At 47.2% G+C, this 15,188-nt stretch carries 15 protein-coding genes; 2 read left to right on the top strand and 13 right to left on the bottom strand.

The genetic code is table 11. The annotated features are described in order from the left end of the window. Positions 1 to 27: 27 nt before the first annotated feature. Complete coding sequence (glnA, locus tag FC47_RS03960) at positions 28 to 1,371, bottom strand: type I glutamate--ammonia ligase (RefSeq protein WP_006499969.1); 1,344 nt, start codon at positions 1,369 to 1,371, stop codon at positions 28 to 30. Positions 1,372 to 1,575: 204 nt separating this feature from the next. Continuing rightward, the gene (gene miaA, locus FC47_RS03955; protein WP_056968005.1) at positions 1,576 to 2,499 is read right to left on the bottom strand and encodes a tRNA (adenosine(37)-N6)-dimethylallyltransferase MiaA; all 924 of its coding nucleotides are present in this window, start codon (positions 2,497 to 2,499) and stop codon (positions 1,576 to 1,578) included. 88 nt (positions 2,500 to 2,587) lie between these two features. On the opposite strand from miaA, the gene FC47_RS10400 reads away from it, so the two are divergent. Beyond that, positions 2,588 to 2,764 carry a DUF3042 family protein gene (locus FC47_RS10400; protein ID WP_081036732.1) on the top strand — a complete coding sequence of 59 codons (177 nt, stop codon included), beginning with the start codon at positions 2,588 to 2,590 and terminating at the stop codon, positions 2,762 to 2,764. Between the two features lie 52 nt (positions 2,765 to 2,816). Here FC47_RS10400 and FC47_RS03950 read toward each other — a convergent pair whose 3' ends face one another. The 7 genes from FC47_RS03950 to FC47_RS03920 form a co-directional block, all read right to left on the bottom strand. Then, positions 2,817 to 3,242: a rhodanese-like domain-containing protein gene (locus tag FC47_RS03950; RefSeq protein ID WP_235803990.1), complete on the bottom strand. Its 426-nt coding sequence runs from the start codon at positions 3,240 to 3,242 to the stop codon at positions 2,817 to 2,819. A gap of 94 nt (positions 3,243 to 3,336) precedes the next feature. Beyond that, positions 3,337 to 4,311: an ROK family glucokinase gene (locus tag FC47_RS03945; protein WP_056968002.1), complete on the bottom strand. Its 975-nt coding sequence runs from the start codon at positions 4,309 to 4,311 to the stop codon at positions 3,337 to 3,339. A gap of 43 nt (positions 4,312 to 4,354) precedes the next feature. Then, positions 4,355 to 4,594, bottom strand: coding sequence for a YqgQ family protein (locus FC47_RS03940; RefSeq protein WP_056968000.1), 240 nt, complete (start codon positions 4,592 to 4,594; stop codon positions 4,355 to 4,357). Then, positions 4,591 to 5,253, bottom strand: coding sequence for a rhomboid family intramembrane serine protease (locus FC47_RS03935; RefSeq protein WP_056967999.1), 663 nt, complete (start codon positions 5,251 to 5,253; stop codon positions 4,591 to 4,593). The genes FC47_RS03940 and FC47_RS03935 overlap by 4 nt, the downstream gene beginning before the upstream one ends. 2 nt (positions 5,254 to 5,255) lie before the next feature. Further along, the gene (locus tag FC47_RS03930; RefSeq protein ID WP_056967998.1) at positions 5,256 to 5,810 is read right to left on the bottom strand and encodes a 5-formyltetrahydrofolate cyclo-ligase; all 555 of its coding nucleotides are present in this window, start codon (positions 5,808 to 5,810) and stop codon (positions 5,256 to 5,258) included. Positions 5,811 to 6,165: 355 nt separating this feature from the next. Beyond that, a complete protein-coding gene (gene rpmG, locus FC47_RS10395) occupies positions 6,166 to 6,315 on the bottom strand; it encodes a 50S ribosomal protein L33 (protein WP_033935278.1) in 150 nt (49 codons plus the stop codon). Between the two features lie 156 nt (positions 6,316 to 6,471). Further along, the gene (locus FC47_RS03920; RefSeq protein WP_056967994.1) at positions 6,472 to 8,538 is read right to left on the bottom strand and encodes a peptidoglycan D,D-transpeptidase FtsI family protein; all 2,067 of its coding nucleotides are present in this window, start codon (positions 8,536 to 8,538) and stop codon (positions 6,472 to 6,474) included. 234 nt (positions 8,539 to 8,772) lie between these two features. Here FC47_RS03920 and FC47_RS03915 point away from each other — a divergent pair, with 234 nt between their 5' ends. Next, positions 8,773 to 11,403: a YfhO family protein gene (locus FC47_RS03915; RefSeq protein ID WP_056967992.1), complete on the top strand. Its 2,631-nt coding sequence runs from the start codon at positions 8,773 to 8,775 to the stop codon at positions 11,401 to 11,403. 120 nt (positions 11,404 to 11,523) lie between these two features. Here FC47_RS03915 and FC47_RS03910 read toward each other — a convergent pair whose 3' ends face one another. From FC47_RS03910 to udk, 4 genes are all read right to left on the bottom strand, one after another. Next, entirely contained in the window at positions 11,524 to 13,434 is a 1,911-nt protein-coding gene (locus tag FC47_RS03910; protein WP_164479305.1) for a copper-translocating P-type ATPase, read from the bottom strand. Next, entirely contained in the window at positions 13,434 to 13,811 is a 378-nt protein-coding gene (locus tag FC47_RS03905; protein WP_143112705.1) for a cupredoxin domain-containing protein, read from the bottom strand. The genes FC47_RS03910 and FC47_RS03905 overlap by 1 nt, the downstream gene beginning before the upstream one ends. A 132-nt stretch (positions 13,812 to 13,943) precedes the next feature. After that, positions 13,944 to 14,420, bottom strand: a complete 477-nt coding sequence (greA, locus tag FC47_RS03900) for a transcription elongation factor GreA (protein ID WP_006499982.1) — start codon at positions 14,418 to 14,420, stop codon at positions 13,944 to 13,946. Between the two features lie 96 nt (positions 14,421 to 14,516). Continuing rightward, positions 14,517 to 15,170 carry a uridine kinase gene (udk, locus tag FC47_RS03895; RefSeq protein WP_048345325.1) on the bottom strand — a complete coding sequence of 218 codons (654 nt, stop codon included), beginning with the start codon at positions 15,168 to 15,170 and terminating at the stop codon, positions 14,517 to 14,519. Positions 15,171 to 15,188 lie beyond the last annotated feature (18 nt).

The raw sequence follows: 15,188 nt of genomic DNA, 5'->3' as shown, positions 1-15,188 counted from the left end.
TGGCGGGCCTTTTTGGCAAAACACAAATTAGTATTGGAGCATGTACTTGTCACGTTCCCAGTCAGAAACGTGTTGACGGTAACCGTCGTATTCACGCGTCTTGGCTTCAAAGAAGTTCTTGTAGAGGTGTTCGCCCATCGATTCACGAACGACTTCATCAGCACGCAGGCTCTTCAAAGCGTTGTGCAGGTTGGATGGTAGATCCTCAATGCCCTTGGCTTCACGTTCTTCTGGCGTCATCATGTAGATGTTTTCCGTAACTTCCTTCATTGGCGTCAGGTTGTTGCGCAGACCGTCCAGACCGGCTTCCAAAATAGCAGCAATTGCCAGGTATGGGTTAGCCGTGCAGTCAACGGAACGCATTTCAACCCGCGTTCCCATCTTACGGTCGTCTGGAATCCGAATCAATGGTGAACGGTTAGATGCAGACCATGCAACGTAAACCGGTGCTTCATAGCCTGGTACCAGACGCTTGTAAGAGTTAACGGTTGGGTTGCAGATTGCCGTCAGTGCGCGCGCGTGCTTCAAGATACCAGCCAGGAAGTGGTAGGCCGTGTCAGACAATTGCAGTTCGCCTTTTTCATCGTAGAAGGCGTTGTTGCCGTCCTTGTCAAACAGTGACATGTTGGTATGCATCCCAGAGCCGTTGATGCCGGACAATGGCTTTGGCATAAACGTAGCGTGCAGACCATGCTTTTTAGCAACTGACTTAACAACAAACTTGAACGTTTGAATGTTGTCGGCAGCTTCCAGAGCATTAGCGTACTTAAAGTCGACTTCGTGTTGGCCAGGAGCAACTTCATGGTGCGCAGCCTCAACGTCAAAGCCCATCTTTTCCAGTGCCAAAACGATGTCGCGACGGCAGTTTTCGCCGGCATCGGCAGGTTCCATGTCAAAGTAGTTTTCGTTATCGTTTACTTCAGTCGTTGGGTTGCCCTTTTCGTCAGTCTTGAACAAAAAGAATTCTGGTTCCGGACCGATGTTGAATGAAGTGAAACCAGCTTTCTTCATGTCGTCTAAAACACGGATCAGGTTGTTGCGAGGGTCACCAGCAAATGGCGTGCCATCAGTCATGTGCACACTGCAGATCACGCGGGCAACCTTACCGTGTTCCTCACCCCAAGGAAAGACCAGCCAAGTTGACATGTCTGGGTAGAGGTACATGTCACTTTCGTTGATGCGGACAAAGCCGTCGATTGAAGAGCCATCAAACATCATCTTGTTGTTCATCAGCTTGTCCAATTGGCTGACGGGCAGGTCAACGCTCTTCGTCGTACCAAACAGATCAGAGAACATTACCCGCAGAAAATGAACGTTTTCCTTTTCAACTAATTCATGAACTTCTTCTTTAGTGAATACGTGTTTTGCCATTTTATTCCATTCCTTCCACACTTACGGTTTCACAACTAGTCTCAGATGGCTAGACCAATTATTGAATTGGTCTTGGTTAATGCTTATATTCAGCCTTCCCTCTGATTACTTTAATAGCCTACCAATTGGAAGGAAATAAGTCAATTTTTGATAGGGCTTTCATGATCGATCACGTTGATTAATTAGTTTGACTAATGTTTAACTTTAATTTTTTAACCACTCCTTAACGTCAGCTTCAATTTCATTAGTCGTATTCCGACCGCTAACCAAATCATACCATTGAACGTTCATCTTATTTCTAAACCAGGTTAACTGACGCTTGGCATAGTGACGGGAATCCTGCTTGATCTTGGCAATTGCATCCGCCAGCGTCGTCTCACCCTTAAAGTACGGAAACAGCTCTCGGTAGCCGATTCCCTTGCCAGACTGGTAATTTTCACCGCCTTGTTCATACAGCCAGCGCGCCTCATCAAGCAGACCTTCTTTAATCATCAAATCAACCCGTTGATTGATGCGTTCATATAAAACCGAACGTTCGGTAGTCAAACCGATCAGCAAAAATTCATTGTCGCTTTTGGTCTGCGTCTGCTGCGAAAACAGTTGGCCCGTTTTTTCAATAACCTCTAGTGCCCGAATTACACGTCTTAAATTACCCACCGGGATCTGTTTGGCAGCCTGAGGATCTTTTTGGTACAGCTGCTTCCAAACGGCTTCAGGGCCCTTTTGATCGGCCATTTGATGCCAGTAGTCGCGAATCCGTTGCGATTGTTCATCGAAATGATCAGCACCCAGCGCCAGATTTTCAGTCAGTGTCTGCAGATAAAAGCCGGTCCCACCAACGACCATGGGCAGATGATGACGAGCGGTAATCTGATCAATTTGTTCATTAGCCAGTTTTTGGAATTCTGCCGCCGAAAAGCGCTGGTTAAGATCGCGAATATCAATCAAGTGATGCGGTATGCCATCCATTTCAGCAGGCGTGATCTTAGCCGTACCAATGTCTAAGTGACGATAGATCTGCATCGAATCGCCTGAGATCACCTCGCCGTTTAAATCATGGGCCAGCTGAATCGACAGTGCCGTCTTGCCGACAGCAGTTGGGCCAACGATGGCTATTGCTTTAGTCAAAATTAAAACCTTCCTTGCTTAAAATTACTGGTAAATCTATTCAAAATCAGTCATAATAAAGCCAAATGACATAAAGGGGGCTACTCTTTTGAAAAAATTTACACGTGGTTTTGTATTGGGTGCCTTAACGACTCTGGGTGCGGTGGCAAGTGGCGTGGCTGCTTTCCACAAGACCGTCGTTAAGCCAATCGAAGAAGAAGAAAATCGTTTTGATGAGAACCGTCGCGCCGCTACGCGCAAGGGACGCTCTTCTCACCAACTGTAATCCATTACGATTATAAAAAAGGCTGTTGCATTTCTGCAACAGCCTTTTGTTTTTAGTCAGCGTACTTGGCTTTTTTCGTCTTGCCATGCCAGTCAGCATAGCCGCCCTTTAAGATATAGAGCTTGTGGTAGCCTTTTTTGGCTAAGAAAGTCACGGCCTGCGTGCTCAGCTGCATGCCGTCATCATAAAGGTAAACCGGCAGATCCGGCCGCAATTCGCCATACTGCTGCTTAAGATAGATGTATGGAAGACTGCGGGCGCCTAAAATGTGCCCCTTGTCAAAAGCATCCTTTTGCCGCAAGTCGATTACCTGCGCCTTACGCATGCCATCACGGAAGGCATCTTCATCCAGCACCGTGGCATAATGCTTGCGCCGGTAAGCACTGATCCCAGCACTTACGCCCCAGCCAATCAAAAGTGCCAATACGATGATATCAAAAGCCAGCCATCCCGAACTCATTCCCAGTACCACAACAATTCCTCCAAACATGCTTGTCTTAATTTAAGAAAGGCAATTCATCACGTAAAACGTGCCTCCTTGCCTAACCAAAAATAGTTTTCAAATAAATAGTTTATTTTTCATCGGCAGTAAAGTCAAGTGCCAATGAAGCAGCCCCGATCACACCAGCATCGTTACCCAATTGTGCCAGCTTCAGTTGAGTAGAAGTGCGAACCGTTGGGAAAGCAAATTTTTGGAAGTTTTGCTGTACGCGCTTGAGCAGGAACTCACCGGCTGCCGAAACGCCACCACCGATAACAACCGTTTCAGGGTTCAGCGTGTTGCTGATGTTGGCACATGCCAGACCCAGGTAGTATGTAACCTTGTTAACAACTTCATTAGCCAGGAAGTCGTTTTCCTTGGCCAGATCAAAGACGATCTTAGCTGTGATCTCATCACCGTTGTCGATCATGGCCTTCAAGCGGCTGTTACCTTCGTATTCTTCAGCAGCATCTTGGGCCAGATGAACGATCCCGGTTGCCGAGGCATATTGTTCCAGACAGCCGTGGTTGCCACAGGTACATTCATAACCATTTGGCTCAACGATGATGTGACCGACTTCACCACCGGCACCATTGACACCATGAACCAGCTTGCCATTGGCGATGATCCCACCACCAACGCCAGTCCCCAGCGTGATGAATACAACGTCGTCACCTTCATGACCAGCACCCTTCCAGCGCTCGCCAAGGCCGGCACAGTTGGCATCGTTGTCCAGAGCAAACTTCAGGCCAGTACCCTTTTCAATTTGTTCCTTAACTGGCTGCAGCGTCTTCCAGTTAAGGTTGTAAGCACCAATTACCGTACCTTCTTCACGGTTAACCGTCCCAGGCGTTCCCATGCCGATACCAATAAATTGACTGCGGTCCATCTTGTACAGATCAATATGGTGGTTGATGGATTGAATAATGTCGGGAACGATGTGCGAACCTTCATCCAAAATGTTGGTACGCAAAGACCACTTTTGTTGAATTTCACCTTGGTCCGTTAAAATAGCAAACTTGATCGTAGTCCCACCAAGGTCAACACCGATTAACTTCTTGTTCATGCTCAAATTTCTCCTTTAACCTCAATAAATCCCTTGCCTCAGTCTAATAAGGCGACTTGTTTTCTTGATTCAGCTCTTCTTCGATGCGGTGCTCTTTTCTTAAAACCAGCTTGGCCTGCATATACAGATCCTTATCCAAGACGCCAGCCCGATAAAGATTGTCGACCTCAATGGCCATCAGCTCGATATCCCAAAGCCTTTTGCCTACGTAAACGAAGACATTAAAGCGTTTCAAAAGCTGTTGAACATCATAAAGCGTGCGAATCTCGCGAATTGGTTTCATTTTAGCAATCCCATTTCCAAAAAAGCTGCAATCGTTACAATCAATATAGTGCCACTTAGAAAGCGTTTTAGCAAGTCTATCCTGCCCAAACGTGGAGCACCAACCACGGCTGCCATAAAGAATCCACCCAGCAAACCGCCCAAGTGACCAGCCAGATCGATTCCTGGCACTAAAATGTCGGTTCCCAGATTAAGCAGCACCAGAATCAAAAACTGATGAGCCAGCGAATGAATTGCCGGCTCGTCCCAAAAAGCCAGCCCCAACATCAAAAAGGCGCCAAACAGGCCAAAAATACCAGTACTGGCACCCGCTGAAATCGACTGTGGCAAAAAGACCGCACTAGCTAGATTACCCATCAGCGTACTCATTAGATAGATCGCCAAGAATCGCCAGTGGCCAAATAAATTTTCAATATACATGCCGATAAAATATAGCGTTACGCTGTTGACGACCAGGTGCGTGAGTCCAATGTGCACGAACCCGGGCGTAATCAATCGCCACCATTCACCTGCTTTGATCAGGGGCGTATAGCGTGCGCCAAATTCAATCAGCACTTGCGTATTGGTTGAGCCGCCAGCCAGCGTCATCAAGATGAACACAATGACTTGGATCAAAATAATCAGACTGGTCAGCGGCGCTTTTTGCCATGCTTCTCTCATTGTTATGCCTGCTCTAAATTAACGACCTGACCAATTTTAACATCATGGTCCTCAACCGGCCACTCAGCTGCATCAGCCAACTGTGTAGTCAAGGCCAAAGAAACCGTCTGGCCTAAATAGTTTGCCAAGTAACGGTCGTAATAGCCGCCGCCAAAGCCCAGCCGCTTGCCATCAGCAGTAAAGGCCACTCCTGGTACAACGATCAGATCGATCTCCTGTGGTTGCAAGACCATCCCTGCCAATGGTTCCAAGACGCCAAATCCAGTTTCTTCAAATTCGGTATCCTCATCAATTTGAACAAACTCCATTTGCCTTTTCGGCAGCGTGCGCGGAACCAGCACTCTTTTTCCCTCATGCCTGGCATGCAGAATCAGCGGTGCCGTATCCAGCTCAAACGACTGGCTCATGGTCAGTGCAACCGTCTTGGCATTGGTCCACTGCGGCAGATCATAAAGCTTTTGCGCTAGGCGATGCTGTTCGCGCAGCCGCGTATTTTGATCCAGCTGCTGCAGCCGGGCAAGATACGCCTTGCGCATTTCCTTTTTTGAATGTGTCAATTTTCTCTCTCCCTCCGTAAAACGTATTGACAGACGTTTACAAAAAGTAATTATCACCGCTAATGGCAATTTATGCAAGCGTTTTTGCGCAAAAATTGCAACCGTTCGCATAATTTGCACCAAAATACCAAATTGCTTCCCCCAATCCATAAAAGCAGTCTTCAGCTTAAAGGCCAGCTATGCCAACGATTGATCTGCCAAACGCCTTCTTCAACAACCAAGCGTTTCAGATCAGTATCATAACCAGAGGTCATCATCAAGCTAAGAAGATGCATCAGCAGCCAGACATGCTTCTTTTTGAAAAGAAAAAAAGACTCAACTGCCAGTCAGCAGCTGAGTCTTGGTTAGATTTGAATTACTTGGTTTCGCGGTGCAGCGTAACCTTGCGTTCCCGTGGGCAGTACTTGTTCAGTTCAAGACGGTCCGGGTTGTTACGACGGTTCTTACTGGTCAAGTAAGTCCGTTCGTGGCATGAAGTACATTCAAGAGTAATGTTTACACGCATTGGTGGCAACCTCCAAACTTTTTTCAGATTTAATTGGTTATTCGTAACCCTAACTCGTACAACTATATCATCAATTCACTGCTTTGGCCAGAGTTTTGTCCAAGATTGTTAAGGAAATTCCCTTGACAGTGATATTTTTTAGTCGAATCTGCAGCTTTATTGATAGTCCTTAGAACTCTTAACATCCTTCCAGAAAGCCTTAAAGATCTGTGAAGCCATCGTCAGGTTGGCCCCACCATCAGAATTGCTTGCGCCTGGAATAGCCAGAGCAACTACGACCTGTGGATTATCAGATGGTGCATAGCCGGCAAAGCTGAGCGTAACCGTGCTGTTGTTCTTGTAGAACGTTTCGGCCGTACCAGTCTTACCCGAGATCGATGGCGTATCGCTAGCCAGCTTCTTACCAGTAATGTAGGTACTTGAGCCGTGAACCACGTCATAGAGACCTTCTTTGACGATCTTCCATTCGGCAGCAGTGGCTGGGATGGTTCCCAAGACTTCCGGCTTAGTAGTATATTCAATGGCTCCCAGCGAACCGTCCTTGTTGGTTCCCCGCACCTGCTTAACGATGTATGGCCGCATCCGATAGCCGCCATTGGCAATCGTGGACATATACTGAGCCAGCTGAATCGTTGTATAGCCATCGTAGTTACCATACGAAAGGTCAAGTGCCGAACCGATGTTGGACTGTTTGGAAGAACCCTCATAGCCGGAGCTTTCGCCTGGCAAGTCAATCCCTGTCTTAACCCCTAAGCCGAACATCTTGAAGTAGTAGCGCAGCTTGGTAAAGATCGATGGGTCAAGGTCAATCGCACCACCAGAGACATATTTCATGCCCCCTTCTTTCATGGCCAGCTGCATCATGTACGAGTTGGATGAAACTTCCAAAGCCGTGGCCGCATTCAAGGCAATGTTGGCACTACCAGTCTTGTTGAACCAAGAAGTCTTGGCACTGGTCCCGGCCAGCTTGATCGGCATATCGGTCAAGGTATTGTTGCTTGGCGTGATGACACCGCTCATAAAGCCACCCATGATCATGGCCCCTTTAACAACCGATCCCATTGTAATCGGATGGTTAATGGCCCCGATCTCATCGGTAGTCTGCTTGCCAGTCGTTGGGTCCCGGTCAATCCCAGCCATTGCATAGATCTCGCCGGTATTTGGATTCATTACGACGGCATAGACCCCTGTTGAATAAGCGATCCCAGCTGATGAGTAGTTCTTTTCCAGAATGCTTTGAACCTGCTTTTGGAACTTGGAATTAATCGTCAAGACCAGGTTGTCACCCTTCTTGCCGGCATACTTAACCTTTTCTTTGGTGGTATTGCCAGTCGTCATAACCTCAGTCTGCGATTTCGAGCCGGCTAAAGTCGATTGATAGAGCTTTTCCAGATAGCTTTGCCCAACGTCATCGTTTCGTGAGTATCCTTGAGCAAGCATGGAGTTCAGCTCATCACTTGGCAGCCCAGATGAAAGCGTCCCGGTTAAGGTTTGAATGTCTTTACCCTGTGGATAGTTTCGCGTCCAGGCCTTCCCAATCTTAACCCCTGGCATTTCGCTCAGGTGCTCGCCGACTTCAGCCAATTCCTTAGCGGTAACGCCGGTTGACTTGATATAGGTCGTCGACAGCGAGTAGGCGCCGCTCATCGCAGCATAGATCCGCGCCTTATTCTGCTGCAGCTTGGTCAGCTTGTAGACTTCTGGATGCTTGTTCAAGTAGGCCAATGCCTTGTTGTATTGACCATTGCTGGTAACCTGACTGGACAGGTGCAGCTTCTTGACAATCGCCTTTAGATTATCGCTGTCGGCCAGATAGTAGTCTTCTGCCTGACGCTGCGTCAGCTTGGTCTTAGTGCCAACGTTGACGTAATTACCGAGGCGATTGGCGATCTTATACAGATCCGCACTGGTAACGTCAGCGCCTTTAGTATAGGTAATTGCCTGATGGACCTGATTGCCGACTAAAACCTTGCCAGATGAGTCATAGATCATCCCCCGCTGAACATTGTTGGTCTGCACGGTCGTATCCGAGCTTTTAACCTCAGCCTTAAAAGATGATCCATTCAGCACCTGCAGATAAAACAAGCGGGCAACCAAGGCCAGTAAAAGGAGCGCTACGACCCATAGCAAAAAGTTCAATCGCGATGGAATCACGGATTGCGCGGTTTTTTTGCTCTTTTTGCGTTGATCGAAGATGCCCTTAAAGCGATTTAAGAACTTCAATTTTAATAATCTCCTTAGACAGAATAAGTCTATTTTAACAAATTTTTTGCAGCACGACCGAATCGAACTGCAAGATTGTCCTCAAGAGTTTAACTATACACTTTTATTTGCAAGATTAAACCTATTATGAGATGATTTAACGAATTTTAAGCAAGGAAACCACGAAGTTTTCACACTTTATGGCTATAATGAAAAACGTAATTTTCATTCCTAAAGATAAGGATCTGTTTTGATATGACACATACCGTTCGTCAGCGCCGTTTGGTTTTGCTGATCAGTTTTTTGCTGCCTGTCTTAATTATGGGCGGCTACTTTGTTTATCGCGGCATGGCACCATTTGGCAGCAGTACTGTCTTGACTGTAGATCTTGGTCAGCAGTATGTCGACTTTTTTGCCTATCTGCGCTCATCGCTTCTGCATCATCCCAGCAGCCTGCTCTATTCATTTAGCAAAGGGCTGGGCGGTGAGATGTGGGGTACCAACGCCTACTATCTTTGGAGCCCGTTAAATCTGCTATTGCTCTTCTTCCCCGCGCAGCATCTGGCCAGCGGCATTGCTATTCTAACGCTGCTTAAATACGGACTGGCTGGTTTGGCGATGGCCTGGGTGCTTGACCGTGAAAAGATTCAACAGGGGCCGCGTATTTGGATTTTTTCGACCCCCTACGCCTTAATGGGCTGGATGGTGGCCAACCAGTTCAATCTGCTCTGGCTGGACGTCTTGTTTCTGCTGCCGCTGATCATTTATGGTGAGCGCAAATTATTGTCCGGCCGCAGTCCCTGGACCTATACGCTGTGGCTGGCAGTGGCTTTGATCGACAACTACTATATGGCCTGGATGGTTGCCATCTTCACCATTTTATTTGGAATTTGGACGATTGCCAGTGAGAAAACGACCTGGCAATGGCAATGGCATGCAGCCGGCTATACCCTGGGACGCTATCTGGGCAGCTCACTGCTTGCCGGAGCCATCAGCGCGTTCGTTCTGCTGCCGACTGCCTATGCCTTAACGCAGAGCAAGGGCACTTATACGACCACGTCATGGAACTGGAAGCTTGAGTATAATCCATTAAAGATGCTGGCCAAATTGGTGCCCGGATCATTTAATTTCAATCAGATGCCAAGCGGTCAGCCAAATATTTATGTTGGCATGCTGATTATGCTGGGCGCCGTCCTTTACTTTTTCAATCGGCGCGAAAAAATTGCCGGTCGTCTGACAGCCGGTCTGATTACTTTGTTTTTACTGGCCTCTTTTTGTATTGAGGCACTGGATCTGTTCTGGCACGCTGGTCAGTTCCCAGTTTGGTATCCGTATCGCTTTTCCTACCTGTTTTCATTTTGGTGCATCTGGCTGGCCGCGCGCACTCTGCAGCCTGACTTTCGAATCAAATGGCCGGCCGCGCTTGGCTTAGCGGTTTTAGTCGGCAGTATTTTTGCCTACCTGATGCTAAAACAGGTCAGTCATCTTTCGTATATCAATCGCAATCAGCTGCTGATCGGGCTTGGCTTTGCAGCGATTGCCATTTTGGCGCTGTTGATCCCGCGTTACGGCAATTCACGACTCTATGACCTGCTGCTGATTCTGTTGGCGGTCTGTGACGTCAGCACCAGCGCATTTACGGCGCTAAACAACATTTCTTATGTCTCACAGGCTGAGTTCGGCAATTATACCAAAGAGCTGGATAAAGCCGTTACCAAGCTCAAGTCCCTGGACAGCGGCCTTTATCGAACCGGCAAGACCTTTATGCGGACCAAGGATGACCCATTCCAAGCTGATTTCAACAGCGGCGATCACTTTGGCTCAACGCTGGAACCCGCTCAGCCAGCATTCATGGGAGCAATTGGGCAACCCGATGGCGATGGCTTTATCACCTACACGGATGGCACACAGGTTACCGATTCACTGCTGGGCTTTAAGTACTTCTTACAGGAACGGCATAATGGCAAGCAGAATGGCAGTACCGTTTTGCCGTCGACCAGTCTCAGACCCGATCTCAAGCAGCAAAAAACGATTGCTCAGACTTCAATGGTCAATATCAAGTCCAATCAAGCTGCGCTGCCGATTGCATTTGGTGCCAGCAGCCAAGTCTTGAATCTGACGCATAACACGCTGGATCCATTGGCCTATCAGTCGCAGATCTTCCAGTCGCTGGCGGGTCGCGGCGTCAATCAGTCGCTGTTCCAGGTCCAGAACTTTAACCACGTCACGTTTGGCAATGTCCAATCCGCCGTTCAGATTACCGGAACCACGTTTAAAAAACGCAATCTGCTGACGCCAGCAAGCATTGAGCTTGAGTTTACCCCGACGACCAATAATTCTTATTACCTGACTTTAGGCGCCAACGTCAAGAACAATGCCACGATTACGATCAACGGCAAGGCCTTGACTCAATACGATACCTATCGCAATACGGTAACGGTCAACGTCGCCAACCACGCTAAGGGTAAAACCATCAAGATCGTCTTTAGTCTCAAGAACTCAACGCTCTGGATGCAAAACGTCAGTCTCTACATGCTTAATCAAAAAGCCTTCAATGCCAGTCTCAAGACTTTAAATCAATCGCCATTAAAGGTCTCCAGCTATGCCGCCAACCGAATCTCGGGCACGGTCAATCTCAAAGCTGGCCAGGATCTTTTAATGACTACCATCCCTTATGATCAAGGCTGGCACGTCAAGGTTGATGGCAAAACCGTTACGCCTAAAAAAGCTTTGAGTACCTTCATGGCCATCTCAATGTCTGCTGGCAAGCATACGGTCTCAATGTATTACATCCCACCATACTTGATCTTAGGTACGGCGATCACGCTGATCAGTCTTGGCGCCAGTCTCTGGTGGATCAGATCTGGCACTCGACGCAGACAGTAAAATTTATTTGATTACTATATAAAACAACTTTAATAATAGAAATGGCCGAAGATCAACGTTTTAAGTCACGCAATCTTCAGCCATTTTTTGTTTTGAGACTTTATTCCCAGCCTCTTTTTTTCATTCGTCAATTTTAGCAACGTTTAACAGCAATGAGCTGGCAACCACCGAAGCTGAGCTAAAGGCCATTGCCAACCCCGCCAAGGCAGGACTGAGCTCAATTCCCCAATGCGCGAAAACACCGGCCGCGATTGGAATACCGATCAGATTGTAGATCAAAGCCCAAAACAGATTCAACTTGATGCGGGCAAAGGTCTTTTTAGCTATTGAAAGTGCCTTGACGACATCTTTAAGACTGTTCTTGATTAAAACAATGCCACCCGTCTCAATTGCCACATCAGTTCCCGAGCCCATCGCAATGCCGACATCCGCAGTTGCTAATGCCGGTGCGTCATTGATCCCATCACCGACAAAGGCTGTTACACCTTGATTTTGCAGATTTTTGACTCGTTGTGCCTTATCGCCTGGCATAACCGAGGCAATTACCTCATCGATGCCAACCTGCTTGGCAATTGCTTGGGCCGCCTGCTCATTGTCACCGGTAATCATAACCGTGTGATAGCCTTGCTGCTTAAGCTTTTCAATCGCAGCCTTGGCAGATGGCTTAGGGACGTCTTGAATTGCAATCAAGCCGATTACTTTGCCTGCTTGGCCGATTGCTGCTACCGTCTTGCCATCTGACTGCAGCTGATTCATTTTGACTTGCAGTGTTTTGGCAATTGACTGGCTGGCCAGATCCGGTTTGCCGACAAAAACGGTTTGACCATTGATTATGCCAGTGACGCCTTGGCCTGTTAGATTCTTAAAATCAGTAACAGTAGGCAGCGTAAGCTTTTGATCCTGTGCCTTTTTAACAATGGCACCAGCCAAGGGATGCTCAGACAATGATTCCAAACCGGCTGCCAGTGTTAAAGCTTGTTCTTGCTCCCCGATCACATCGGTAACGACTGGCTGTCCCTGCGTAATCGTCCCGGTTTTGTCAAAGGCCACGTTTTTAATATGGCTGGCAGTTTCCAAAACCTCGCCATTCTTGATCAAAATTCCCAGCTTGGCAGCACGTCCGGTACCAACCATCAAGGCAGTTGGCGTGGCAATTCCTAAAGCACACGGACAGGCAATCACGATTGTCGAAACGGCAAAAGTCAGTGCCTTGGCTAATTCAGCATCCAAAAAGACGTACCAAACGGCAAAAACGGCAATTGCAATCATCAAGACCACTGGAACGAAAATATCAGCAATCCGATCCGCCAGTTTTTGTATCGGCGCATGGCTGGACTGAGCATGCTTGACGATCTCAACGATTTGAGCCAGCATGGTATCCTTGCCAACTTTTTCGACGGTATATTCCAGCATCCCCGTTTGATTGAGGGTACCACCGATCACTGCATCGCCGGCCTGCTTTTCAATCGGCATGCTCTCACCAGTAATCATTGACTCGTTGACCGTTGAATGACCAGCAGCTACCTTGCCGTCGGTAGCAATTTTTTCACCAGGACGTACCAGCAGACGATCACCGATTTTAACGTCTTCAATCGGAACTTCTTTGGTTTGGCCATCTTTAATCAGCGTGGCGTTTTTAACCTGCAGCTGCAGCAGTCTGGTTGTTGACTGTGAGGCTTGCGTGCGCATCTTGTCTTCCAGGTACTGCCCAAGCAAAACGAAGACAATGATGTAAGCGGCACTTTCAAAAAATACGCCTTGATGATGCAATAGCGCGTAGATACTGTACAGATATGCCGTCATGGTCCCAACGGCAACCAACGTGTCCATGTTGGCATGGTGATGCAAAAATGCTGCCCAGGCACTCTGAACAAATGCACGGCCTGAGATCAGCATGATCAACGTTGTCAAAATCAATGCCACCAAGTCACCGTTTGGGATCATTGGCCAATTAAAAAACATAGCCAGCATGTCATATAACATCGGCAATGCCAGCATCAAAGCCAGCCAAAAACGCTTTTTGATGCTCATCATTTTACGATCACCTTACCATGAAACATATTCATCCCACAGGCAAACTCATACTCGCCAGCCTTGCTGGTATCAACTTTAATCTGGTGCAGCTGATTTTGTGGCAGTTTTTCGTTGATTCCCATATCTGGAAAGACGACCCGTTCCAAGCAAGATGAAGGATCCTTGCGATAAAAATCCAGTTCTGCCGGTACGCCTTTTTTTAAGACAATCGTACTTGGCGAATAACCACCATTAACTTCTACTTTTACCTTCTGATCCTGGCTGTCGGCACTAACGTCAGCCGCAACGGCCTTTTCTTGATGACGGCCAAAGAACCACCAGATAATTGCAGCAATTAATAATACAGCAATCAATAAAACTAAGATTTTAATCATTATTTCATCCTCCTTTTGTTTACGATTGTAATCTTTAACCGTGATCATTTTGAACTTTATAATTACATTTGTCAACACAGACGTAATAAAAAATTCCCCACTTTGCTTTTGAAGCGGGGAATTATTGGAAGCTTACTTAACTTCCAAAATCTTGACCTTCATCGTGCCATTTGGAATCTCAATTTCAACTTCTTCGCCAACCTTGTGACCAATCAAGCCCTTAGCCATTGGCGATTCGTTTGAGATCTTGCCGTTCAGCGGATCAGATTCGGATTCACCAACGATTTGGTAGGTTTCCGGTTCTTCGTCCGGCAGTTCTTTAAACGTTACCTGACGACCCATTGATACCTCGTCAGCAGCCACGTCATTGTTGTCGATGATCACCGAATACTGCAGCATGTGTTCGATCTGTGAGATCCGGCTTTCAACAAATGACTGCTCGTCTTTGGCTGACTCGTATTCGGAGTTTTCCGAAAGGTCACCATAGCTGCGGGCAATCTTGATTCGTTTGATTACTTCTGGGCGCCGTACCAGACGCAGGTTTTCCAGTTCTTCTTCCAGTTTTTGCTTACCTTCAGCCGTCATTGGGTAGCTTTTTTCTTCAGCCATTTCAATAACTCCTTTGATTTTTATTTAGAAATGATTTTAAATTTCGTCTTTTGCAACGTTAACATGCTAAACATTAATTGTAAACCATCATTAATGTTACTTTAGTTCAGTATGACCGCGCTTAACCAGAATATCGCGAACCTTGGTCGATAAAAGATCGATTGCGACCTGGTTCTCACCACCTTCTGGCACGATCAGATCAGCATAGCGCTTGGTTGGTTCGATAAATTGGTGATACATCGGCTTAACCGTTGCCAGATACTGACCAATAATCGAGTCCAAAGACCGACCCCGCTCTTCCATATCACGCTGAATACGGCGAATGATGCGAATGTCATCATCAGTATCAACATACACCTTGATATCCATCAGATTACGGAGGCGCTCGTCATCCAGGATCAAAATGCCTTCCAGAATAATTACGTCTTGTGGTTCCACATGCACGGTCTCCTTAGCCCGCGTGTAGGCCTTATAGTCATAAACCGGCATTTCAATGGCTTGATTATGCCGTAATTGGTCCAGCTGCTCAACCAACAGATCCGTGTCAAAAGCCAGGGGATGATCATAGTTAACGGCCTTACGCTGCTCCATGGTCATGTCGGCCTGGTCGTTGTAGTAGGTATCTTGAGTAATAATCTGAATGGACTGGCCATGCAGCTGATTGTAGATGGCACGGCTGACCGTGGTTTTACCACTGCCGGAGCCGCCCGTTACGCCAATAATGATTGGACGTTTGTCATCATTGTTCACGCTAAATTTCTCCTTTAT

It is taken from the genome of Limosilactobacillus mucosae DSM 13345 (genome assembly GCF_001436025.1).
GTDB lineage: Bacteria > Bacillota > Bacilli > Lactobacillales > Lactobacillaceae > Limosilactobacillus > Limosilactobacillus mucosae.
This window is presented reverse-complemented; position numbering and strand designations above follow the sequence as displayed.